This is a genomic window from Mesorhizobium sp. WSM4849 (assembly GCF_055811385.1).
Genome location: NZ_JBVVPW010000020.1, coordinates 26,016 through 48,050 on the forward strand (window position 1 = coordinate 26,016; position 22,035 = coordinate 48,050).

26 protein-coding genes and 1 pseudogene are annotated in these 22,035 nt (G+C 63.1%); 14 read left to right on the forward strand and 13 right to left on the reverse strand.

Annotated elements, in window-relative coordinates:
* The first annotated feature begins 41 nt into the window (after positions 1–41).
* The 4 genes and pseudogenes from AC0L3L_RS22100 (at position 42) to AC0L3L_RS22115 (ending at position 2,505) form a co-directional block, all read left to right on the forward strand.
* Positions 42–704, forward strand: coding sequence for a glutathione S-transferase family protein (locus tag AC0L3L_RS22100; protein ID WP_473639093.1), 663 nt, complete (start codon positions 42–44; stop codon positions 702–704).
* 132 nt (positions 705–836) lie between these two features.
* Positions 837–1,112: pseudogene (locus AC0L3L_RS22105) on the forward strand (cyclic nucleotide-binding domain-containing protein); the annotation flags it as partial.
* Positions 1,113–1,450: 338 nt separating this feature from the next.
* Positions 1,451–2,293: an NAD(P)/FAD-dependent oxidoreductase gene (locus AC0L3L_RS22110; RefSeq protein ID WP_473639094.1), complete on the forward strand. Its 843-nt coding sequence runs from the start codon at positions 1,451–1,453 to the stop codon at positions 2,291–2,293.
* Complete coding sequence (locus AC0L3L_RS22115) at positions 2,251–2,505, forward strand: hypothetical protein (RefSeq protein ID WP_473639095.1); 255 nt, start codon at positions 2,251–2,253, stop codon at positions 2,503–2,505. Before AC0L3L_RS22110 ends, AC0L3L_RS22115 begins: the two co-directional genes overlap by 43 nt.
* A gap of 113 nt (positions 2,506–2,618) precedes the next feature.
* Here AC0L3L_RS22115 and AC0L3L_RS22120 read toward each other — a convergent pair whose 3' ends face one another.
* Genes AC0L3L_RS22120 through AC0L3L_RS22135 form a run of 4 tightly spaced genes read right to left on the reverse strand, consistent with a single transcriptional unit; the run spans position 2,619 to position 6,314 of the window.
* Positions 2,619–3,755, reverse strand: coding sequence for an ABC transporter permease (locus AC0L3L_RS22120; protein ID WP_473528340.1), 1,137 nt, complete (start codon positions 3,753–3,755; stop codon positions 2,619–2,621).
* An 8-nt stretch (positions 3,756–3,763) separates the two neighbouring features.
* Entirely contained in the window at positions 3,764–4,684 is a 921-nt protein-coding gene (locus AC0L3L_RS22125; RefSeq protein WP_473485697.1) for an ABC transporter ATP-binding protein, read from the reverse strand.
* Positions 4,681–5,634 (reverse strand): HlyD family secretion protein, encoded by a 954-nt coding sequence (locus AC0L3L_RS22130; protein WP_473528332.1) that lies wholly within the window; start codon positions 5,632–5,634, stop codon positions 4,681–4,683. Before AC0L3L_RS22130 ends, AC0L3L_RS22125 begins: the two co-directional genes overlap by 4 nt.
* A complete protein-coding gene (locus tag AC0L3L_RS22135) occupies positions 5,631–6,314 on the reverse strand; it encodes a CerR family C-terminal domain-containing protein (RefSeq protein WP_473528333.1) in 684 nt (227 codons plus the stop codon). The genes AC0L3L_RS22130 and AC0L3L_RS22135 overlap by 4 nt, the downstream gene beginning before the upstream one ends.
* Positions 6,315–6,403: 89 nt before the next feature.
* Here AC0L3L_RS22135 and AC0L3L_RS22140 point away from each other — a divergent pair, with 89 nt between their 5' ends.
* Complete coding sequence (locus tag AC0L3L_RS22140) at positions 6,404–6,877, forward strand: CYTH domain-containing protein (protein ID WP_473485694.1); 474 nt, start codon at positions 6,404–6,406, stop codon at positions 6,875–6,877.
* Positions 6,874–7,821 (forward strand): CHAD domain-containing protein, encoded by a 948-nt coding sequence (locus tag AC0L3L_RS22145; protein WP_473639096.1) that lies wholly within the window; start codon positions 6,874–6,876, stop codon positions 7,819–7,821. The genes AC0L3L_RS22140 and AC0L3L_RS22145 overlap by 4 nt, the downstream gene beginning before the upstream one ends.
* Before the next feature lie 183 nt (positions 7,822–8,004).
* Here the strand turns inward: AC0L3L_RS22145 and AC0L3L_RS22150 are convergent, their stop codons facing one another.
* From AC0L3L_RS22150 to AC0L3L_RS22160, 3 genes are all read right to left on the reverse strand, one after another.
* Positions 8,005–8,274, reverse strand: coding sequence for a helix-turn-helix domain-containing protein (locus tag AC0L3L_RS22150; RefSeq protein ID WP_473485692.1), 270 nt, complete (start codon positions 8,272–8,274; stop codon positions 8,005–8,007).
* A 341-nt stretch (positions 8,275–8,615) separates the two neighbouring features.
* Positions 8,616–9,317, reverse strand: a complete 702-nt coding sequence (locus AC0L3L_RS22155; protein ID WP_473485691.1) for a phosphatase PAP2 family protein — start codon at positions 9,315–9,317, stop codon at positions 8,616–8,618.
* A gap of 117 nt (positions 9,318–9,434) precedes the next feature.
* Complete coding sequence (locus AC0L3L_RS22160; protein WP_473485690.1) at positions 9,435–9,773, reverse strand: hypothetical protein; 339 nt, start codon at positions 9,771–9,773, stop codon at positions 9,435–9,437.
* Between the two features lie 205 nt (positions 9,774–9,978).
* Between AC0L3L_RS22160 and AC0L3L_RS22165 the strand changes: the two genes are divergently transcribed.
* Positions 9,979–11,997, forward strand: a complete 2,019-nt coding sequence (locus AC0L3L_RS22165) for a PhoX family protein (RefSeq protein ID WP_473639097.1) — start codon at positions 9,979–9,981, stop codon at positions 11,995–11,997.
* Between the two features lie 90 nt (positions 11,998–12,087).
* On the opposite strand, the gene AC0L3L_RS22170 is transcribed toward AC0L3L_RS22165, so the two are convergent.
* From AC0L3L_RS22170 to AC0L3L_RS22185, 4 genes are all read right to left on the reverse strand, one after another.
* Positions 12,088–12,768, reverse strand: a complete 681-nt coding sequence (locus AC0L3L_RS22170; RefSeq protein ID WP_473639098.1) for a GNAT family N-acetyltransferase — start codon at positions 12,766–12,768, stop codon at positions 12,088–12,090.
* Positions 12,765–13,256: a MarR family winged helix-turn-helix transcriptional regulator gene (locus AC0L3L_RS22175; protein WP_473485687.1), complete on the reverse strand. Its 492-nt coding sequence runs from the start codon at positions 13,254–13,256 to the stop codon at positions 12,765–12,767. Before AC0L3L_RS22175 ends, AC0L3L_RS22170 begins: the two co-directional genes overlap by 4 nt.
* A 162-nt stretch (positions 13,257–13,418) precedes the next feature.
* Positions 13,419–14,180 carry an ABC transporter permease gene (locus AC0L3L_RS22180; protein WP_473528336.1) on the reverse strand — a complete coding sequence of 254 codons (762 nt, stop codon included), beginning with the start codon at positions 14,178–14,180 and terminating at the stop codon, positions 13,419–13,421.
* A complete protein-coding gene (locus tag AC0L3L_RS22185; RefSeq protein WP_123146025.1) occupies positions 14,177–15,103 on the reverse strand; it encodes an ABC transporter ATP-binding protein in 927 nt (308 codons plus the stop codon). Before AC0L3L_RS22185 ends, AC0L3L_RS22180 begins: the two co-directional genes overlap by 4 nt.
* Between AC0L3L_RS22185 and AC0L3L_RS22190 the strand changes: the two genes are divergently transcribed.
* The 7 genes from AC0L3L_RS22190 (at position 15,090) to AC0L3L_RS22220 (ending at position 20,768) form a co-directional block, all read left to right on the forward strand.
* The gene (locus AC0L3L_RS22190) at positions 15,090–15,215 is read left to right on the forward strand and encodes a hypothetical protein (RefSeq protein WP_473528337.1); all 126 of its coding nucleotides are present in this window, start codon (positions 15,090–15,092) and stop codon (positions 15,213–15,215) included. The two genes, AC0L3L_RS22185 and AC0L3L_RS22190, sit on opposite strands and share 14 nt — an antisense overlap.
* 118 nt (positions 15,216–15,333) lie before the next feature.
* Positions 15,334–16,692: a cytochrome ubiquinol oxidase subunit I gene (locus tag AC0L3L_RS22195; protein ID WP_473485684.1), complete on the forward strand. Its 1,359-nt coding sequence runs from the start codon at positions 15,334–15,336 to the stop codon at positions 16,690–16,692.
* An 11-nt stretch (positions 16,693–16,703) separates the two neighbouring features.
* Entirely contained in the window at positions 16,704–17,708 is a 1,005-nt protein-coding gene (locus tag AC0L3L_RS22200; RefSeq protein ID WP_473485683.1) for a cytochrome d ubiquinol oxidase subunit II, read from the forward strand.
* 180 nt (positions 17,709–17,888) lie between these two features.
* On the forward strand, positions 17,889–18,683 hold the full coding sequence (locus AC0L3L_RS22205; protein ID WP_473485817.1) for a transporter substrate-binding domain-containing protein: 795 nt from the start codon (positions 17,889–17,891) through the stop codon (positions 18,681–18,683).
* Positions 18,684–18,723: 40 nt separating this feature from the next.
* The gene (locus AC0L3L_RS22210) at positions 18,724–19,395 is read left to right on the forward strand and encodes an amino acid ABC transporter permease (RefSeq protein ID WP_123146027.1); all 672 of its coding nucleotides are present in this window, start codon (positions 18,724–18,726) and stop codon (positions 19,393–19,395) included.
* A gap of 10 nt (positions 19,396–19,405) precedes the next feature.
* Entirely contained in the window at positions 19,406–20,065 is a 660-nt protein-coding gene (locus AC0L3L_RS22215; protein ID WP_473639099.1) for an amino acid ABC transporter permease, read from the forward strand.
* Complete coding sequence (locus AC0L3L_RS22220) at positions 20,043–20,768, forward strand: amino acid ABC transporter ATP-binding protein (RefSeq protein ID WP_473485681.1); 726 nt, start codon at positions 20,043–20,045, stop codon at positions 20,766–20,768. Before AC0L3L_RS22215 ends, AC0L3L_RS22220 begins: the two co-directional genes overlap by 23 nt.
* 45 nt (positions 20,769–20,813) lie before the next feature.
* Here the strand turns inward: AC0L3L_RS22220 and msrA are convergent, their stop codons facing one another.
* Both msrA and AC0L3L_RS22230 read right to left on the reverse strand, forming a co-directional pair.
* Positions 20,814–21,554, reverse strand: a complete 741-nt coding sequence (gene msrA / locus AC0L3L_RS22225; protein WP_473485680.1) for a peptide-methionine (S)-S-oxide reductase MsrA — start codon at positions 21,552–21,554, stop codon at positions 20,814–20,816.
* Between the two features lie 152 nt (positions 21,555–21,706).
* On the reverse strand, positions 21,707–21,988 hold the full coding sequence (locus tag AC0L3L_RS22230; protein WP_473485679.1) for a hypothetical protein: 282 nt from the start codon (positions 21,986–21,988) through the stop codon (positions 21,707–21,709).
* Positions 21,989–22,035: the final 47 nt, after the last annotated feature.

The window sequence follows — 22,035 nt, forward strand, 5'->3', positions numbered from 1 at the left end:
GTGGCGACCGAACCAGCACCATTCAAAAAGGCTGACATGGAATGAAACTGTTCTTCAGCCGCAATCCCAATCCTCGCCTCGCGGTCGCGGTGGCACGTTATCTCGACGCAAAGGTCGAGTTTAAATTCGCCTCCCCCTTCGCTCCGGGGCAGGCTGAGCGATTTCGCCCACTGAATCCAAATCTTTCATTGCCCATACTTGTAGGCTCGGGAAAAAGCCTCTGGGAGACCGATGCCATAGCCTGCCGGCTGTCACGCGACGCGCATTCGGATCTCTGGCGCACCGGCGATGACGAACCCGAGATGATCCGATGGCTCAGTTGGGGGAAAGAGAACTTCGCAAGAGCTTGCGACGTCGTGCATTTCGAACGCGGGACCAAACAGCGGTATGGGCTCGGCCCGATCGATCAGGGCCGGGTTGAGGAGGGGTTGAGAGACTTCCGCACGGCCGCTGCAACACTTGAGGCCGAGCTTTCCGAGCCAGAATGGCTGGTTGAAAATTCGGTTTCCTATGCCGACTTTCGAATGGCGACGTTTCTGCCCTTCAACGATGTCGCCAGATTGCCGCTCGATGATTATCCTTCTGTCAGCCGCTGGTATCGTCAGCTTGAAGAAATCGACGCCTGGCGCGATCCTTTCCAAGGACTGGAAGCGCCTGAATTGCCGCCGGTCCCGGGAAGCCCGCATGAACCTCGATCCGAATGATCATGCCTATCGGCACAACCCGATGCGCTATTAAAGCGCGGTGTTTCACGACCTATCCGCCATGGCGAGAGTCCCCCCTTTTTCTGTTGATCAAAACGGGAAAACAACGCTAACTGGCTCCCGCGAGGGACCATGCTGACAGTTGATGAAGTGCGAGCAATCCCGTTGTTTTCGGGTTTGCCGCCGGCCGAACTGGAGCGGCTGGCGCGGACAGCGGCCGACCTCCATCTCAGCCCTGGAGAGTTCGCAGTTCACGAGGGCGGAGAGGCAGCGCTGTTTGCGGTTCTCGCCGGCAGGATCGAAGTCGTAAAAACCTTCGACGGCGTCGAGCGGACGCTCGGCTGGCGGCTGCCGGGAACGATATTCGGTGAGGTGCCGATTGCCCTGGGCTCGGGTTTCCCGGGCGGGTACCGCGCCACTGAGCCGTCCCGCGTGATGCGGATCGAGGTTCAGCAGTACTACTCCATCGCCGCGGTTTCAAAGGACGTCGCCCAGAAGGTCAGCGCGCTTGCCCGCGAGCGGATGGGCGGGCTGCAGAGCGTCACTGCCGAGCCGCAGAAGCCGCGCGTGACATTGGTCGGCCATCGCTGGGACACGGCGTGCGGTGATCTGCGCCGGTTTCTGGCCCGCAACCAGATCTCATTCACCTGGCTGTTGCCCGGTCCTCAGATGCCGAGGCTTTCTGGTCTGCCATGGGCAAGCCGGCTCTCGATGGTCCCGTTGCCCGGCTGGCGGACGGAGAGATCATGGAAAGTCCCGCCGTGCGCGATCTTGCCATGCGCCTCGGGCTGCAGACGCGCCCGCGCGGCGCCGAATACGATGTCGCGATCATTGGCGGCGGGCCGGCCGGCCTTGCCGCGGCGGTCTACGGCGCATCCGAGGGACTGCGCACCATCGTCGTCGAGCGCGAGGCGCCCGGCGGACAGGCGGGGACATCGTCGCGGATCGAAAACTATCTCGGCTTTCCCAGCGGAATCTCCGGCGACGAACTGGCCAGCCGCGCGCTGCAGCAGGCGAGGCGGCTGGGCGCCGAAATCCTGGTCACCCGCTCCGTCGCCGGCATCGATCCGGCGACGCACCAGCTGTTTCTCGACGGTACCGATGCCGTGCGGGCGCGCAGCCTCATTCTTGCGACAGGCGTGACATGGCGTCGTCTCGCCATCGACGGGTTCGACCGCCTTATTGGCAAGGGCGTCTATTATGGAGCCGCGCGCAGCGAGGCAAGCACCACACATGGACTGGACGTCTTCCTGATCGGCGCCGGCAACTCGGCCGGCCAGGCAGCGCTGCATTTTTCGGGCCATGCGCGCAGCGTGACACTGCTCGTGCGCGGCCCGGCGCTTGCAGACAGCATGTCTCACTACCTTATCGAGCAGCTCAGGGCGAAATCGAACGTAAAAGTCCAGCTTCGGTCCGAAGTCCAGGCTGTGCACGGCGAGACTCACCTGACGGCGATCGACACTCTCGACAAGGCCGGCAATGAGGTGAGCCGGCACGATTGCGGCGGGCTCTTCGTTTTCATTGGCGCAACGCAGAGACCGAGTGGTTGCCGGCCGACGTCGTGCGCGATGCCCGCGGATACGTGCTGACCGGGGACGATGTGAAGAAGGCCGGCGGCTGGTCGCACGACCGCGACCCCTATCTGCTCGAAACCAGTGCGCCCGGCGTCTTTGCCTGCGGCGACGTACGCTTGAGTCCTGTCAAGCGGGTTGCGTCAGCGGTCGGAGAGGGCAGCATGGCGATCGCGTTCGTTCACCAGTATCTGGCGAATGAAGGAAAGGCCCACCGCAGCCGAAGCTAGACAGGGGCCGGCAACGTCCGCTCATGTTGCGTGCTCGGCTCCGCCGACCACTTCAAACGGCATGGTCCCACGCGTCGGCTATTGACGGCAGCCGGCCTGACTGAGTTTTGATCCTAGTCCAGCGTTCGGCGGAACCGCACCAGTGCGACGCCGGCAAACAGCGCTACGAACATGACGAGCCAGCCGATTTCCGTCGCGACCGCCGGCAGTTCGGCACCCTTCAGCATCACCGCGCGGATGATGCGCAGGAAATGCGTCAACGGCAGGATTTCGCCGAAAGTCTGGGCCCAGCCTGGCATGCCGCGATAGGGGAACATGAAACCGGACAGCATGATCGACGGCAGGAAGAAGAAGAAGGTGAGCTGCAGCGCCTGCATCTGCGTGCGCGCCATCGTCGAAATGGTATAGCCGAGCAGCACCAGCGCCAGCACGAAGATCAGGACCGCCGTCAGCAGCAGCGGCATCGACCCGGTGAACGGAATGGCAAACAGCAGTTTCGCCGCCGCGAGCACCACCACCACTTGTACCGCGCCGACCACCAGATAGGGCAGCACCTTGCCCAGCATGATCTCGAGTGGACTGGACGGCATCGCCAGAAGGTTTTCCATCGTGCCGCGCTCGGTCTCGCGCGTTAGCGCGATCGAGGTCATCATTACCATCGTCATCTGCAGGATGACGCCGAGCAGGCCGGGCACGATGTTGTATTGCGAGATGCCTTCCGGATTGTAGCGCCGGTGCACCACCACTTCGAGCTGGCCCCGGGCAGCTTCGGCGGCCGTCTCCTGCATGCCGCGTGCCCGGAGCAGCGCCTGGTTGGCGACAGTGCCGAGCGTCGAGATGGCGCCGCTGGCGACGGCTGGGTCTGTCGCGTCAGCCTCGATCAGGATCTGGGGCTGGTCGCCGCGCTCGACCCGCCGGGCAAAATCCGCGGGGATGGTGACAACGAAGGCGACATCGCCGCGCGCCATCAGGAATTCCGCCTCGGCGGCACTTTGCACGACACGGTCGAACCTGTAATAGCCGGTGGTTTGCAGCGCCGAAACCATGGCCCGCGTGTAAGGATCGCTGCTCATCGCCACCAGGGCTGCCGGCAGGCTCTTCGGATCGTTGTTGATGGCATAGCCGAACAGCACCAGCTGCATCAGCGGCACGCCCAGCATCATGGCGAAGGTGATGCGGTCGCGCCGCATCTGGATGAACTCCTTGATCAGCAGCGCGCCGAGCCTAGCGAAGGAAAAGACGCTGTCTATCCGGTTTCTCATCCCATATTGTCCTTCGAACCGGACATGAACTGGATGAACACATCCTCCAGGCTGGTCTCGCCCGGCGTCACCGTCACGCCCCTGTGCTCCTTCTCGACGTCGGCGAGTGCTGCCTGAAGCGCTTTCTTGTCGGAGCCGACGACATGCAGCGTCGCGCCGAACGGCGCCACCTGGTCGACGCCGGGGCGGCCGCTGAGTGCGGCAGCAACCTGGTCAAGCTGCGGGCCTTGCACCACAAAGGTCGTCAGCCCGGCATTCCTGACCACCTCGTCGACCGTGCCGGTGGCCAGCATCTTGCCGTACGAGATGTAGCCGATGCGGTGGCAGCGCTCGGCCTCGTCCATGTAGTGGGTGGAGACCAGCACGGTCAGCCCGCCGCTGGCCAGGCGATGGATCTCGTCCCAGAATTCACGCCTGGCTTTCGGATCGACCCCCGCCGTCGGCTCGTCGAGCAGCAGCAATTTCGGCTGATGCATGATGCAGGCGGCCAGTGCCAGCCGCTGCTTCCAGCCACCGGACAGCGTACCGGCCAGCTGGTCCTTGCGCGAGGTGAGGCCAAGATCCTCCAGCGTCCTGCCGACATGCTCGTTAAGCGGCTTCAACCCATAAAGCCGCGCCACGAATTCGAGATTCTCGGCTATGGTCAGATCCTCATAGAACGAGAATTTCTGCGTCATGTAGCCGACTTCGCGCTTGATCCTCAGACTGTCGGTGCGGATGTCGAAGCCGAGCACCGTGCCTTCGCCCTCGTCCGGCGTCAGCAGGCCGCACATGATGCGGATGGTCGTCGTCTTGCCCGAGCCGTTCGGGCCGAGGAAGCCGACGATCTCGCCCTCGGCCACCGTCATCGTCACATGGTCGACGACGGTCTTGTCACCAAAACGCTTGACCAGGCCATGGACATCGATGGCGTTCATTTGCCGATATCCGCCAGATCGACATCGACGATCTGCCCCGGTTGCAGCGCGCCGGCATCGCCCTCCGGCCGCGCCTCGACCAGATAGACCAGCTTCTGCCGGGTCTCGAGCGAGTAGATCACCGGCGGCGTGAATTCCGGGTCCGGCGACACGTAGCTGACGCGCGCCTTCACGTCAGGCCCGCAGCCGTCGCAATGGACGTTAAGCAGCGTTCCGACCTTTATCGACGAGAACGCGTTTTCCGGAACATAGACGCTGAGCTTCACGGCGCCGTCCGGCAGCATCGAAATGACAGGCGCGGTCGGACCGGCGGTATCGCCCGGATTGCGGATCACGTCGTTGACACGGCCCGGCGACGGCGCCGCAAGCACACGCTTCGACAGCCGCCAGCGCGCTTGCTCCAGCGCCGATTGCGCCTGCCTGACCTTATTGTCGGCGGCCTTGATCGTCTCGGGCCGTGCCGGCAGGCCGCCGACAGCGAGATTGGCTTCCGCCTGGCCGAGCTGCGCGTTGGCTGTCTCCAGCGTCGCCGAGGCGGTGTCAAAATCGGCCTGGGTGCCGGTGCCGCGTTTGAACAGATCACTGGCGCGGGTGTATCTGCGTTTGGCGTCGGCGGCCTGCGCCTTGGCCATGTCAACCTGCGCCTTGAGCACCTCAATCTCTTCCGGCCGTTTGCCGACCTGCAGGTCGGCAAGTTGCGCCTGGGCCTGGGCAAGAGCCGCCTCGGCCTGTGCGACGGCTATTTTTGCGTCGGCGCTTTCCAGCGTCACCACAGGCGTACCCGGCGCGACGCTGTCGCCGCGCCTTACCGAAATCGTCTCTACCTGCGCCACCTCGATCGGCGCGAGCAGCACATAGTCGCCTTCGACATAGCCGACGGCGAGCGGCGGCGCCGGTGCGCAGGCACTGAAAAGCAGGGCGGCGAGCGGCAAAGAGCAGAGGAAACTCATGACCTACGATCCTTCCGGGCTGCCAATATCGCCCCAAGATTATCCGTCACCGCCGCCGCAATCTTGGTGGCCTCGGCATCGCCGATCCCTCGCCAGCCCATGCGGCGCATCACCGCTTCGCGGCCGATGCGAAAATAGACGACCTGGCCGATCAGCGTGAACACGGTGAGTCGGGTAGCCTCGCTTTCGGCCGGCTCGCCAGTTGCCTGCTCCCAGATCAGGCAGAGCCTACGATGCGTCGGCTCGAACACGCCGTCATAGATGCGGTCGAGTGCCGCCGTAGGATGCGAAAGTTCGCGCAGGACGAACTGCACGATTTCACCGGCCTCCGGCCTGGCCACGATGAAGGCCACCATCCGCTCCAATGCGGTGAAGAGTTGTGCCCGCGCCGCTTCAGGGTCGTTTGGCGCCTGCAGATCGCCGATCGCCTGGCCGGCAATGGCCTGGATGGTGTCGACGATATAGTCGGCCGCTGCCGCGCGAAGTCCTTCCTTGCCGCCGAAATGATAGGCGATCGAGCCGATATTGGCCTTGGCCTCAGCCGCGATCTCGCGCGTCGAGGTGCCGTCGAAACCCTGCCGTCCGAACAGCGTCAGCGCTGCCTGGACAAGTGCTGCGCGCGTCATGTCGGCGGGCGATACCTCGCGACGCGGAATTTTGGCGTTTGTCGGCTTGCTCATATCAAGTATTTAATCAATCGAATGATTAAAGTCAACCTCGCCTATCTCCATCTTGCCATCTCCAGCCGCACGCGCTTTAGTGCGAAGCCATGGTCAAGGAAATCGAGCGCAAGTTCCTGGTCTCCGGCGCGCAGTGGCGGGATCTGGTCGAGGCGGACATCCGCATTCGCCAGTTCTATCTCGCCGCCGCACCCGACCGCTCGGTCCGCGTGCGCATCAGCGACGGCGCCTTGGCAAAGCTGACGCTCAAATTCGGCAGCAAGGCCCGCGAACGTGACGAATTCGAGTATCCGATCCCGCTGGCGGAGGCGGAAGAGATGCTGGCCTTCGCCATCGGACGTGTCATCGAGAAGACACGCCACCATGTTAGGCATCGCGGCCATCTCTATGAAGTCGATGTCTTCGGCGGGACGCTTAGCGGTCTGGTGGTCGCCGAGCTTGAGACGCCCGAGGACGTGCAGGACGAAATGCTGCCAGATTGGCTCGGCCGCGAAGTCACCGGCGAGCAGAGGTTCTACAACGCGTCGCTCGCCATCGAGGGGGTTCCGGAGATCGCCGCATGAGCTATCGCATCGATCCGCGCCTGCCGTTAACCGGCGAGGTCAGGAGCATCCTCGCCGAGGAGATCGGCAAGGCGCTCGTCCATCTGGACGCGGCGCATGACAGGCCGGAGCAGGCGCTGCACAAATGCCGCAAGCGGCTGAAGAACGTGCGCGCCTTGCTGCGCCTGGTCCGTTCCGGAGACGAAACATTTTGCGGGACCGAGAATCAGTGTTACCGACAGGTGGCTGCCCTGCTTGCCGGTCCGCGCGAGGCAACCGCGCTGGTTGAAACCATCGATCGGCTGGCGGCAAGCTTTCCCGAGCAAAGCGCCGGCGGCGGTCTCGATGCCGTTCGCGACACGCTCGTCGCACGCCAGCACCAATTGCATGGTGGAGCCGGCCTCGGCGCAGCGATAGCTGCCGCGATTGCCGCTTGCGAGGAGGGTATCAGCCGGATCGATACGCTGGCCTTGCCCGACCAGCCCGAACAGGCCGCCGATGTGCTTGCCGAAGGCGCCCGCATCACTCTGCGTCGTGCCAGAAAGGCGCTGGACAAGGCAGGCTCCCGCGGTGAGGCCGATGATTTCCATGATCTGCGCAAGGCGGCCAAGACCCACGGCATGCATCTGTCGCTGCTCGGAAGGCTGTGGCCGACGCCGATCAAGGCCCGGCGCAAGGCGGTCGACGAACTCGGCGAAAGACTGGGCGAACTGCATGATGTGTTCGTCCTGCGTACGCTTCTCGATGCCGACGACCGGCCGCTCGGCTCTCCTCAGGAAATGCGGCTTCTGAGCAAGCTGTTGAAGCGCTCGGAGAAAAGCCTGAAAAAGACCTGTCTCGCCGCGGCAGCCGATCTGTTCGGCGACAGCCCCAGGCGCTCGACAAGGAAACTCGCGCGCAAAGTGCGTGACGATCTGGCCGCTGCGCCGCGCGAAGATGCCAGCGCGCCCGGCGCCGCCGGCTGACGCGGTGCTTGCATTGGTATCCGTCCCGAGATCGTTGACAAATAAGGAGGAGGTTTAGACCTCTCCCGGGGGGCTTTTTTCAGTTGCGCCCGCGCACAGCGGTTTGGGGCACGCATAAAAACCAAGGAGGCGGCGGGATCGTCGGCAGGACTGTCGGCGGTCGCCGTCGCGACTTTTATCGGCTCAGCCTGGCGGCTTCTGCGGCACGACCGGCTTGAGGCGCACGCCCCTGCCGCCGCGCTCGCTGGCCTGGTTCTCGCCGATCTGTTCCACGCCGGCCTCATCGAGAGCCTGGATGACCTTCATCAGCGTATCGACCACGCCCCTGACCACGCCGTCGCTTGCTTCCATGCGCTGAATGGTTGGAAGCGAAACCCCGGCGCGCTCGGCGAGCATCTTCTGATCGATGCCGGCCAGCGCCCTTGCGGCGCGCATCTGCGCGGCAGTGATCATCGGCTAAGAACCCCCGTCTGAGTCTGCATTTCCATGTGTAATACCATCATTATGATGGTTCAACCATCATGATGCACATGTCACGCATGCACACACCAAAACCGCCTGGGTCTTGCAGAGCTCGCGCGTTTCGCGTCGTCTGGCGGAAATAGCCACGGCGGTCTTCAATTTTCAGCAATCGAAATTCAAAGGGATTAACAGTTGAGAGTTTTCAGGGCTTTTGATGTGGTCGACGTTCTTAGTGTCGACGGTTTTCCAGCTGGCAGGTTGCGGGCATGAGCTCGCCAACACGCTGATTTGACCGCACGCTGACCGACGCAGCGTCGTTCTGACCAGCCGGTTCAGGCGCCGTCGGTCTGCCCGCGCCAGCGCTGTAACGCCCATGCGGCCAGCCAGCACAGCATCGCCCAGGCGAAGCCGGCGCACCAGCCAGCCAGCACGTCGGACGGCCAGTGGACGCCGAGATAGACGCGGCTGATACCGACCAGCAGTGCCGTCAGCACCGCCAGCGACAGCACGTAAATCTTCGTCGTTCGCCCAGGCAGGAAGCGCGACGCCATGCTGCCCAGCGTCAAATATGTCACCGCCGACAGCATCGCATGGCCGCTCGGAAACGAAAGCGACGCCACGTCGGCGAGATGCGAGACCAGATCGGGGCGCGGCCGGTCGATTCCGAGTTTCAGCGTGCTTGACAGGACCTGTCCGCCCGCCACCGCTACGAAGACGAGAAATGCTGGTCCCGGCCTGTGGATCAGCAGCAGATAGACAATCACCGCCGCCGTGATCAGCCCGAGCACGATGGCGCTGCCGAGGCTGGTGATGTCGCGCATCGCCCCTTCCAGCCATGGCGGTCCGATCGGATTGTCGGGCTGGCCCGCTTCACGAAAGGCGAGCAGGATTTCCGTGTCGAAGGCGTGCGGCGTGGTGTCTCGCGCCACCTCCATCAGCTCCTCGAACCCCCACAGTCCGCCGGCGATGACCAGTCCGGCCAGCAGCACCGGGAATTCGATCCAGTTGAGCAGCTTGCTTGCGGTATTCTTCATCGGCCCGATCGTCCTACAGCGCCGAGCGTCCTTTTAGACGCGCAAAGTACGCTGTAGCATTTTGACTGGCGCATGATCCCCAGCGAAATCGATTCCGATTTTCGGGGTCATGCGCGGTTACAGTTTTTGCAGATAGGGCCCGAGCGTGATCAGCGCCACCGCTGCGACGGCGAGCGCGATGCCGGTCGCCTGCAAGGCATCGACGCGCTCGCCGAAGAACACCAGTGCCACCACGTTCACCGATACCAGCTGGATCACCGCCGACAGGCTGAACGACACCGACATGCCGAATTCACGGATCAGCCTCAGCATGATAAGATTGCCCGCCGAATAGAGCGCCAGGGTCAAAACGATCTTGCCGAGGCTCGGCGCCATTCCCCATTGCTTGGCCGCCGTCGCCGCCAGCAGGAAGATCACCGTCGAAATGCCAAGCTGCCCCAGTCCCCAGAAACTCACTTTTTTGTCCCTCTCGATGCGATCTTCCGCGCCTGCCGCAGATGTTGTTTCCGAAGCTCGGGTCGCGGTCAAGCGGAGCTGATCATGGACATGAAATCGGGGCTGGAATTGGCCGGCAACGTCATCAAACTGTGATCTGCTGGCGATAGGCGGTCAGTCAAGCAACACGCTCCAGCCATCCCAAAGAAGCCAGAGGCAAGCCCCCATGACTGAACATCGCTCCACCGGACATCTTTCCCCAAATGCCCATTTCCGCACCAGTCTGCTTGAGGAAAACGATGGGCCAGGAGCCAATCCCACTGACAACCAGACGATGGGCGAGATCATCGCCGCGCGTTTCTCGCGCCGTGGTTTCCTGCAGGGATCGCTCGCGGCAACCGCCATCGCCGTCACCGTCAGCCCGCTCGCGCTGATCCTCGCCGACGATGCCCGCGCCGCCGGCGGCTCGGCCTTCAGCTTCAACGAGGTCGAGGCCGGCGTCGACGACAAGCATCATGTCGCCGCCGGCTACGACGCCGACGTGCTGCTGCGTTGGGGCGATCCGCTGTTCGCCGATTCGCCGGACTTCGATCCGACAAAACAGTCGGCGCAGGCCCAGGAAAGACAGTTTGGCTACAACAACGACTATGTCGGCTATATCCCGATCGACGGCTCGGCCGAGCATGGCCTGCTGGTGGTCAACCACGAATACACCAATTCGCATCTGATGTTCCCGGGCATCGTGAAAGTCGGCGAGAAGGACGGCAAAAAAGCGCTCGAAATAGCGCCCTTGAGCAAGGAACAGGTCGATGTCGAGATGGCAGCACACGGCGGCACCATCGTCGAGATCCGCAAGGAGTCGGGCAAATGGCAGGTGGTGCGCGACGGCAAGCTCAATCGCCGCATCACCTCCAACACCGAGATGGCACTGTCCGGCCCGGTCGCCGGACATGACCGCGTCAAGACCAGTGCCGATCCGACCGGCACGAAGGTCTTCGGCACCGCCAACAATTGTGCCGGCGGTGTCACGCCCTGGGGCACCTACGTCATGGCCGAGGAAAACATCCACGGCTATTTCTCGGGCGAACTGCCGGCCGGTCACGCGGAAGCCGCCAACTACAAGCGCTTGGGCATTCCCGAAGGCGCCTATGAATGGGCGGCGCATTATGACCGCTTCGACATCGGCAAGGAGCCGAACGAGCCCAACCGCTTCGGCTGGATCGTTGAGGTCGACGTCAACGACCCGACGTCGGTGCCAAGGAAGCGCACTGCGATGGGCCGCTTCAAGCATGAGGGCGCTGAATCAATCGTCGCCAAGGATGGCCGTGTCGTCTTTTATCTCGGCGACGACGAGCGCTTCGACTATGTCTACAAATTCGTCACCGCCGGCAAGTTCAACGCCGAGGACCGCGCCGCCAACATGGATCTTCTCGACGACGGCTCGCTCTACGTCGCCAAATTCGCCGAGGACCGGTCGATCGAATGGCTGCCCATCGTCTTCGGCCAGGGCCCGCTGACGGCGGAGAACGGCTTTGCCAGCCAGGCCGACGTGCTGATCGAGACGCGCCGCGCCGCCGACCTGCTCGGCGCCACCAAGATGGATCGCCCCGAGGATATCCAGCCCAATCCGACGACCGGCAAAGTCTACGTCATGCTGACCAACAATTCGAAGCGCAAGACGGATCAGGTCGATGCCGCCAACCCGCGCGCCGAAAACGCCTTCGGCCACATCATCGAGATCGTCGAGGACGGTGGCGATTTCACTGCTGCCAAGGGCAAGTGGGAAGTGCTGCTGAAATGCGGCGATCCCTCGGTGGCCGAAGTCGGCGCCACCTTCTCGACCGCAACCACCGCCAATGGCTGGTTCGGCATGCCGGACAATTGCGCCATCGATTCGGCCGGCCGGCTCTGGGTCTCGACCGATGGACAGGGCCCGAAGGCGACCGGCCGCACCGATGGCCTGTGGGCGGTCGACACCGAAGGCGAGGCGCGAGCGACCTCGAAGCTGTTCTTCCGCGTGCCGATCGGCGCCGAAATGTGCGGTCCGCTATTCACGCCCGACGACCAGACCGCCTTCGTCGCGGTTCAGCATCCGGCCGATGGCGGCGAAGACTGGGAGCCTTTTGGCCGTCCCTCTTACTATGAGGACCTGTCGACCCGCTGGCCCGACTTCAAGCCTGACATGCCGGTGCGGCCATCGGTCGTCGCCATCACCAAGCAGGGCGGCGGCAAGATCGCGGTCTGAATCGCCGCAAGGTGCTAGCAGCGCCAAGGAAGGATTTCGTCGATACGAAATCCTTCCTTTTCCTGATGCGCGGGAATGCGCCTGATGGGCTCATTCGGCGCGCTGAACCACGGCCACGTTCATCATGCTTCTCAACCTGAAGCCAATGGACTCGTATAATCCTATGGCCGTGGTGTTGCTGGCATAGGCGTGGAGATAGGGAACTTCGCCGCGCGCCGCTATCTGGTTTGCCACGAACAGCGACAGCAGCTTGCCCAGGCCACCGCCCCGAAATTCCGGATGTGAGCACACCCCGCTAATTTCGGTATAGCCGGGTTGCTTCATGCGTTCGCCGGCCATCGCCGCAAGTCGGCCCTCGATCTTCACACCCCAAAAATCGCCGAGGCTCAAGGCTTCGAGCGTGAATGGGCCAGGCTTGGTGACCAATGCCAAGGCGAGCATCTCAGCTGCATCGTCTCGCGTCAGACGTTGCACGCGCTTGTCGGAGACCATCTGCAATGGCCGCTCGGCAATCATCTGAACCCCGGGCGCGGTCGAAGTCGCCGAAAGTTCCGCGGGCAGAGCAATGGCGTCCACCTGAAGCAGGATCGCACTCTCGCCTGGGGACACAAGTTTTCCGAGCGCCTGCAGGCTTTCCGCATCGTCCGCGGCACTGGCGGCGAAGGGAGCTATCGAGGGCCGATACCGCATGGCGAGGTCGTCACCTTGCGCGAAGGCTTGGTGTCGCGTCCGAAGCGCGCTCCACACGGGACGGTCAAGCAGGTATTTCATCGCGCGGCACCTTCCGGCTTCCTTACACGACGGTCGAGAGGCGCCGCGGCGAGGCCGTCCTCGATGGCGGCCAGCTGATCAAGAAGCGGCCCAGAAAGATCCGCGCACAGATTCGCGACGGCATTCTCGATGCGCGGCCAGACGTCGTGCTTTGCAACATCGACCAGCCGCTGGCCGTGCAGGGTGAGGCAGACAATCCTGCGCCGCTGGTCATCATCCGATGGACTGACCTCGACCAGTCCCAATTCGGCCAGAAGCGACACGCTCCGCGTTACACCTGGCTGCGCGACCCCGAGGGATTTCGCCAGTTCCCCGACTGGCAGCGGGCCCAGCCTGTCGAGCGCAGCCAGCAGCGGGTACTGGCTCGACTGAACCGGCACATCGAGGCAGTCGAGCAGGCGCTGCGTATCCGCCTGCAATTGCTCGCCAATACGCTTCAGCCTGCTGCCCAGGCACAGGAAGCCAAGGGACCTTATGACGTCTTCCATAATCGACCCGCCAGCACATTGATAACATCATATATAACATTATATGGAAATCAAGCGCCGCCATCGCACGGCCGCTTTCAAGCGTCGTCACCAGATTAGGTCGCCTTGGGTCGGGAACATCGCTCGGATGCTGGCGCTGCGTCGCCTGGGCAGGCCGTTCGGTCAGGTCCGCAGCCGGTACCCGGTCCTGAAGATCCACGCGACGATCGCTATGCAGATAAACAGGAAAACGACGGTCATGCCGAGGCTGATGCCGATCGAGACGTCGGACTTGCCGTAGAAGCTCCAGCGAAAGCCGCTGACCAGATAGAGGACGGGGTTGAACAGCGTCACCGAGCGCCAGACGCCGGGCAGCATGTCGATCGAATAGAAGCTGCCGCCAAGGAAGGTCAGCGGCGTGATGATCAGCAGCGGCACCAGCTGCAGCTGCTCGAAGCTTCTCGCCCAGATGCCGATGATGAAACCGAACAGGCTGAAGGTCACCGCCGTCAGCACCAGGAAGGCAAGCATCCAGAACGGATGCTCGATGGTCAACGGCACGAACAGCGCTGCGGTCGCCAGTATGATCAGGCCGAGTATGATCGACTTGGTCGCCGCACCCCCGACATAGGCAATGATGATCTCCAGATAGGACACCGGCGCCGACAGCAATTCGTAGATCGAGCCGACAAATTTCGGGAAATAGATGGCGAAAGAGGCGTTGGAGATCGACTGCGTCAGCAGCGACAGCATGATCAGCCCCGGCACGATGAAGGCGCCGTAGCTGATGCCGTCGATCTCGGTGATGCGCGAGCCGATGGCCGAGCCGAAGACGACGAAATAGAGCGATGTCGAGATGACCGGCGAAACAATGCTCTGCAGCACGGTCCGAAAGGCGCGCGCCATTTCCATCTTGTAGATCGCCCAGACGGCTCGCAGGTTCATGCGTCCCTCCTCACCAGATTAACGAAGATCTCCTCGAGCGAGCTGTTTTGCGTGTCGATATCGCGGAACTGGATGCCGGCCGTCTCAAGGTCGCGCAGCAGCGAGGCGACGCCTGGCCGTTCGCTCTGGTTGTCATAGGTGTAAGTCAGTTGATTGCCGTCCGGCGAAAGCTCCAGCGCATAGCGCGAAAACGTCTCGGGTATGGTGACAAGCGGACTGCGCAATTCCAGCAACAGCCTTTTGCGGCCGAGCGTGCGCATCAGTTCGGCCTTGTCCTCGACCAGCACGATCTCGCCGCGATTGATAACACCGACGCGGTCGGCCATCGCCTCGGCCTCCTCGATATAGTGCGTCGTCAGGATGATGGTGACGCCATCCTCGCGCAGCCGGCGCACCATCGCCCACATGTCCTGGCGCAGCTCGACGTCGACGCCGGCTGTCGGTTCGTCGAGGAACAGCACCCGTGGTTCGTGCGACAGCGCCTTGGCGATCATCAGCCGCCGCTTCATGCCGCCGGACAGGGTGATCGCCTTGGCGTCCTTCTTGTCCCACAACGACAGATCACGCAGCACCTTCTCGACGAAGGCGTGGTCGGCCGGCTTGCCGAACAGGCCGCGGCTGTAGTTGACCGTCGCCCATACGCTCTCGAACGCGTCGATGGTCAGTTCCTGCGGCACCAGCCCGATCAGGCTGCGCGCGGTGCGATAATTCCGGCTGATGTCGTTGCCGTCCACGGTGACCGTGCCCGACGAGCGGTTGACGATACCGCAGACGATCGAGATCAGCGTCGTCTTGCCGGCGCCGTTCGGCCCGAGCAGCGCAAAGATCTCGCCGCGCTCGATATCGAGGTTGATCTCCTTCAGCGCCTTGAAACCGGTGGCGTAGGTCTTGGTGACCCCGGAAATGGAAATGATGGATGGCATGGCTGAAAAACGGCTGCTTGAAAGGAGGTCTGTTGATTTTAGTCCGCTGAATGTCGGTGCGCGCAGCTGGAAGTCAATGGCTCTCCTGACAGTTCTGGACATCGACATGTGAGGACGCATCCACCGCTGCCGCGGTCCTGCGGCGTTCCGCCTCGCGTGACGCCACGCCGCTTTGACCGGTCGGCGCATCCGGCCTATCTTCCCTGACATAGCAGCAGCCGGAGCCCACCATGGACCCGCTCATCCTTTCGCGCATCCAATTCGGCGCGAACATCTCGTTCCATATCCTGTTTCCGGCTATCACCATTGCGCTTGGCTGGGTGCTGCTGTTCTTCAAGCTTCGCTACAACGCCACAGGCGATTCCGCCTGGATGCGCGCCTATTTTACCTGGGTGAAGGTGTTCGCGCTGTCCTTTGCCATGGGCGTGGTTTCAGGCGTCACCATGAGCTTCCAGTTCGGCACCAACTGGCCGGGTTACATGGAGACCGTCGGCAACATCGCCGGCCCGCTGCTCGCATATGAGATCCTCACCGCCTTCTTTCTCGAGGCGGCTTTCCTCGGCATCATGCTGTTCGGCTTCCGCCGCGTCTCCAACCGCATCCACACGCTGGCAACCGTGCTGGTGGCCGGCGGCACCACCCTGTCCGCCTTCTGGATCATCGCGCTCAATTCCTGGATGCAGACGCCGGTCGGCTTCGAGATGCGCAACGGCGTAGCGCACGCTATCGACTGGTGGGCGATCGTCTTCAACCCGTCCATGCCCTACCGGCTCGTCCACATGCTGCTTGCCTCCGGCCTGACGGTCTCGTTCCTGATCGCCGGCCTGTCGGCGCTGCGCTATCTCTATGGCGACCGCTCGGAATCGATGTGGAAGGCCTTGCGCACCGGTGTCTTCACCGCGGCGATCCTGATCCCCATCCAGATCTTCGCCGGCGACCAGCATGGCCTCAACACGCTGGAGCATCAGCCGCAGAAGATCGCCGCCATGGAGGCCAACTGGAACACCGGCCCCAATGTGCCGCTGGTCCTTTTCGCGCTTCCCGACGAGGCGGCAAGGGAGAACAAATTCGAAGTCACCATCCCCGACGGCGCCAGCCTCATCCTCAGGCACAGCGCCAGTGGCGTCGTGCCGGGGCTGAACGACTATGCCGGCAACCACCCGCCGGTGTTCCCGGTGTTCTGGGCTTTCCGCATCATGGTCGGCACCGGCGTCCTGATGCTCGTCGTCTCCTGGTCGGCCGCCTTTTTCCTCAAGCGCCGCCACAGCCTGCCGAAACCGCTGGCGCTGGTGATGGTGCCGATGGCGCTGTCCGGCTGGCTAGCGACGCTGGCCGGCTGGTACACCACCGAGATCGGCCGCCAGCCCTGGCTGGTCACCGGCGTGCTCAGGACCGTCGATGCCGTCGGCCCGGTCGCCGGCAGCCAGGTCGCGCTGTCGCTTGCGGTCTATCTCATCCTCTATGCGCTGCTTCTGACCGCCTATCTCGGCGTGCTGGTCTATCTGGCGCTGAAGGCGGCGAAGGACGGCGATACCTCGCCGCTGCCGGGCGTTCTCGACGCGCCGCTGTCGCAGCCGGCGGCGAAATAGGAGGAATGGTGATGACCCTCGACTGGCCGACATTGCTCCCCCTCATCTTCGCCGGCCTGATGGGCCTTGCCATCCTGATCTACGTCATCCTCGACGGCTTCGATCTCGGCATCGGCATCCTGTTCGCGGCCTCCGAGGACGCCGAGCAGGACACGATGATCGCGGCAATAGGCCCGTTCTGGGACGCCAACGAGACCTGGCTGGTGCTGGCCGTCGGCCTGCTGCTGGTCGCCTTTCCGCTGGCGCACGGCACCATCCTCACCGCGCTCTACATCCCGGTCTTCCTGCTCCTTGTCGGCTTGATCCTGCGCGGCGTTGCCTTCGATTTCCGTGCCAAGGTGCCGGCCGGCCGGAAGCATCGCTGGAACCGCATCTTCTTCCTGGGTTCGGTCATCGCCTCGCTGGCGCAGGGCTACATGCTGGGGATCTATGTGCTCGGCCTGGATGTCGGCCTCGGCGGCATGGCCTTCGGCGCGCTGGTGGCGCTCTGCCTTGCCGCCGCCTATGCGGCGATGGGCGCGGCCTGGGTCATCTACAAGACGGACGGCGAATTGCAGAAGAAGGCGGTGCTCTGGCTGCGCCGGGCGCTGGTGCTGACCGCGCTCGGCATGGTCGCCGTCTCGCTGGCCACGCCGCTCGCCAGTCCGCGCATCTTCGACAAATGGTTCGTCTGGCCCGCCATGCTCTATTTGTCGCCGCTGCCGATCCTGTCGGCGGTGCTGTTCGCGTGGCTGTGGCGGCAGACCTTCCATCTGCCTAAGACGGACGATCGCCATGCACTGACGCCGTTCTTGACGCTGGCCGCCATCTTCACGCTGGGCTTTGCCGGGCTCGCCTGGTCGTTCTATCCCTTCGTCGTTCCCGACAGGCTGACCATCTGGCAGGCGGCGTCCGCGCCTGAAAGCCTCGCCATCATCCTGGCCGGCACGGTGGTCGTGCTGCCGATCATCATTTTCTATTCGTTTTATGCCTACCGCGTGTTCGGCGGCAAGGCGACGGATCTGACCTACGACTGACAGGCAGCAGCCGCCGCACTGCACAATATGTAGGCAGCCTGCCGGTCGGGCGGGTATTGGATCGTGAAGACGGCCTTCCCAATCCTACTGGGAAACGCCGATTCGCCCTGATTTCGATGGTTTGGCATGTCTGTTGCTTTGCCCTGACGACCAATCGGTTTTGTTCAGTCAAAGGGAAAAATAATGAACCGTCGCAATGTATTCATGCTGGCCTTCGCCGCCGTGGCTGGAATCGCCATGGCTCCGTTTCCGCAGGCGCGGGCTGACGCCTTGAGCGACATCGGCGCGCGGGGCACCATCCGCATCGCCGTCCCACAGGATTTCCCACCCTTCGGCAGTGTCGGCGCCGACATGACGCCGCAAGGCTATGACATCGATATCGCCAATCTGATTGGCGAAAAGCTCGGCGCCAAGGTCGAGATCGTCCCGGTCACCAGCGCCAACCGCATTCCCTATCTCCAGACCAACAAGGTCGACCTGGTCATCTCCAGCCTCGGCAAGAATCCCGATCGCGAGAAGGTCATCGACTTTTCCGAAGCCTACGCCCCCTTCTACAATGGCGTGTTCGCTCCGGCGGACGTCGCGGTCGCGAAGGCGGAAGACCTCGCTGGCAAGACCGTTGGCGTCACCCGCGGCGCGATCGAAGACCTCGAACTGACCAAGGTCGTGCCGGCGAGCGTCGAGATCAAGCGGTACGAGGACAACAACGGCACTATTTCCGCTTTCCTTTCGGGGCAGGTCGAGGTGATCGCAACCGGGAATGTCGTCGCCGCCGCCATCCTCGAAAAGAACCCGCCCAAGCGGCCCGAGCTCAAGTTCCTGATCAAGAACTCGCCCTGCTACATCGGCATGAATAAGGAGCAGCCGGCATTGATGGCCAAGATCAACGGTATCATCGCCGCTGCCAGGTCCGACGGCGCCCTCAACGCGATTTCGCAAAAATGGCTGAAGGTGGACCTGCCGGCTGACCTGTGATCGCCGCCCGCCGCGTGTGGCTGAGGTCAGATAGCAAGCCATGACCTATCATTTCGATTTCGGCTGGCTGATCGATTCTCTGCCGGTGCTGCTCAAGGGCATCCGGATTACCGTGCAGCTCATCCTGATCGGTGCGGTGTTCGGCGTGGCATTGGGCATTGCCTGCGCCTGGGTGCGGGCGCTGGGGCCGAAATGGCTAAAACCTGTCGTCGCGACCTATGTCGAGCTGATCCGCAACACGCCGTTTCTGATCCAGCTGTTCTTCATCTTCTTCGGCCTGCCGTCGCTTGGCATCAGGATGTCGGAACTGACCGCCGCCAACCTCGCTATGATCGTTAACCTCGGCGCCTACAGCTGCGAGATCATCCGCGCCGGCATTCAGGCCACGCCACGTGGCCAGTTCGAGGCCGGCGCGAGTCTCGCCATGACCCCGTTCCAGGCCTTCTGGTATGTGGTTCTGGTCCCGGCGCTGCAGCGCATCTGGCCTGCGCTGTCGTCGCAGATCGTCATCGTCATGCTAGGTTCGGCCGTCGTTTCGCAGATCGCCGCCGAGGACCTGACCTTCGCCGCCAACTTTATCCAGTCGCGCAATTTCAGGGCCTTCGAAACCTACATCGTCTCCACCTTGATCTACCTGGCCCTCGCCATCCTGCTGCGCCAGCTGCTGGCCGGCCTGGGCTGGATGCTGTTTCCAAGGAAGGCGTCGCGATGAGACAAGCGCCATGATCGAGTTCAGCTTCTGGGACATCCTGCGTAACCTGCTTTTGGCCGCCCGCTGGACCGTTGTGCTTGCGCTGGTCTCCTTCATCGGCGGCGGCATCGTCGGTGCGGCCCTGCTTTTCCTGCGCATCGGCGGCCGGCATTGGCTGCGGCTTCTGTCACGCGGCTACATCCAGCTGTTCCAGGGCACACCGCTCTTGATGCAGCTCTTTCTCGCCTTCTTCGGCCTTGGCCTGTTCGGCGTCGACGTTCCCGCCTGGCTTGCCGCTTGTGTCGCGCTCGTCCTGTGGACCGCCGCCTTCCTCGCTGAAATCTGGCGCGGCTGCGTCGAGAGCATCGCCAAGGGTCAATGGGAGGCGTCCGCCAGCCTCGGCATGGGTTACCTCCAGCAGATGCGCTACGTCATCCTGCCGCAGGCGCTGAAAGTGGCGGTGCCGCCGACCGTCGGCTTCTCGGTGCAGGTGGTGAAGGGCACCGCGCTCACTTCCATCATCGGCTTCGTCGAATTGTCGAAGGCCGGTTCGATCGTCACCAACGCGACGTTCCAGCCGTTCACGGTCTATGGTCTGGTTGCGCTCATCTACTTTGCTTTGTGCTGGCCGCTGTCGAAATCGAGCCAGCTCCTGGAAAGGAAGCTCAATGTCGCTCATCGCAATCACTGAGGTGAAGAAGCGCTTCGGCGACAACGAGGTGCTGAAGGGGATTTCCATCGACATCGCGCCGGGCGAGGTCGTCGCCATCATCGGCAAGAGCGGGTCCGGCAAGTCGACGCTGCTGCGCTGCATCAACGGGCTGGAGACCATCGATGAAGGTTCGATCGTTGTCGCCGGCGCCCAGTTCCTGCCCGACGAGGTGCATCTCAAGGCGCTGCGCCTGAAGGTCGGCATGATCTTTCAGCAATTCAACCTGTTTCCGCATCTCACGGCCGGCGGCAATGTCATGCTGTCGCAGATGGTGGTAAAGAAGACGCCGAAAAAAGCCGCCGAAGCGGTCGCGCGAAAAATGCTCGACCGCGTCGGTCTCGCCCACAAGTTCGACGCCTTGCCGGATGAACTGTCCGGCGGCCAGCAGCAGCGCGTGGCGATCGCCCGGGCGCTAGCCATGCAGCCCATCGCGCTGCTATGCGACGAGATCACCTCGGCGCTCGACCCCGAACTCGTTGCCGAGGTGCTGGCGGTCGTCAAGGAATTGGCCGCGGAAGGCATGACGCTGGTGATGGTCACCCACGAGATGCGCTTCGCCCGCGACGTCTGCTCGCGCGTCGTCTTCATGCATCAGGGCCGCGTCCACGAGATCGGCGCCCCCGAGGACGTCTTCGCCAACCCCAGGACGCCGGAGCTCAGGCAGTTTCTGGGCGTGCACTAAGCGGGCATTGCTGCCCGCTCGCTGCCCTAAGCGCGTCGCAAAAGATCAGCTCTTGTTGGCGACCAGCACCAGCACCGGCTTGTCGCTGTAAAGGCTGGGGAATAGCGTCTTCAAATTCTCGACCTTGGGCAGGTCGTTGTAGACGATGTAGGGGTAGGTCGGGTTCAGCGTCAAAAAGTCCTGGTGATAGTCTTCGGCCGGATAGAACGTCTTTCCGGTCTCCAGCGTGGTCACGATCGGCTCTGGAAACACCTTGGCCTTGTCGAGCTGGGCGATGTAGCTCTCGGCGATCTTCTTCTGGGCATCGTTTTCGGCAAAGATCGTCGAACGGTATTGCGGGCCGCGGTCCGGACCCTGATAGTTCAGCTGCGTCGGGTTGTGCGCGACCGAGAAATACACCTGCAGCAACTGGCCGTAGCTCACCTCTGTCGGCTCGTAGGTGATCTCGACGGCTTCGGCGTGCCCGGTCCGGCCGGTGCCGACCGTCTCGTAGACGGCAGTGTCCTTGTCGCCGCCGGCGTAGCCGGAGACGGCGCTGGTCACGCCCTTGACGTGCTGGAACACGCCTTGCACGCCCCAGAAGCAGCCACCGGCGAAGACCGCCTTCGCGGTGCCGGCGGCGGGTTTCTCGTCCATCGCCGGCGGCGGGATCACCACCGCCTCCTCGGCCGAGCTTGCCGGCGTCTGCCACAAGGCGGCGCCGGCCGCCGCGAGCATCAGCGCCGCAAGCGCGCCCCTGGCGAAGCTCGTCGAGCGCCTCGCAATGGGTTCTCGAATGCCAGTCATGTCTGATCTCCCTTGATGGTGTTGTGACTATAGAACATTTGGGTCCGCCGGCGTCTCACATTGCCGTGCGTACTTTCGGGCCGTGCGTATTTGGAATGGTGCACCCGCGCGGGGTTTAAAACCCCCGCCGGTGCCGCGAGGGCTTGCCGGACCTACTTGGCCATGCCCATGGCGTCGCAGGCCTTGGTTGCCTCATCCTTCTTCATCGCGTCGGTCTCCATGGCTGCTTTGTCTATGCACTCCTTCATCTTTTCGGCGGCCATCGGATCGGCCGGCTTCATCGCGTCGGTGGCCATCGCATCGGCGGGCTTCATGGCATCCGTGGCCATCGGCTTCATCGCATCTTCGGCGCGGGCAATGCCGCCGGCGAAAAGCGCCGTCGAGCAAAGCGCGAAGGCGAGCGCCGGCAGCGTCAGTCGGGTAAAGTTGGTCATGGTGGTCTCCTCTGGGTGGCGCGCTGATGCGGCCGGCATGTGCGGCG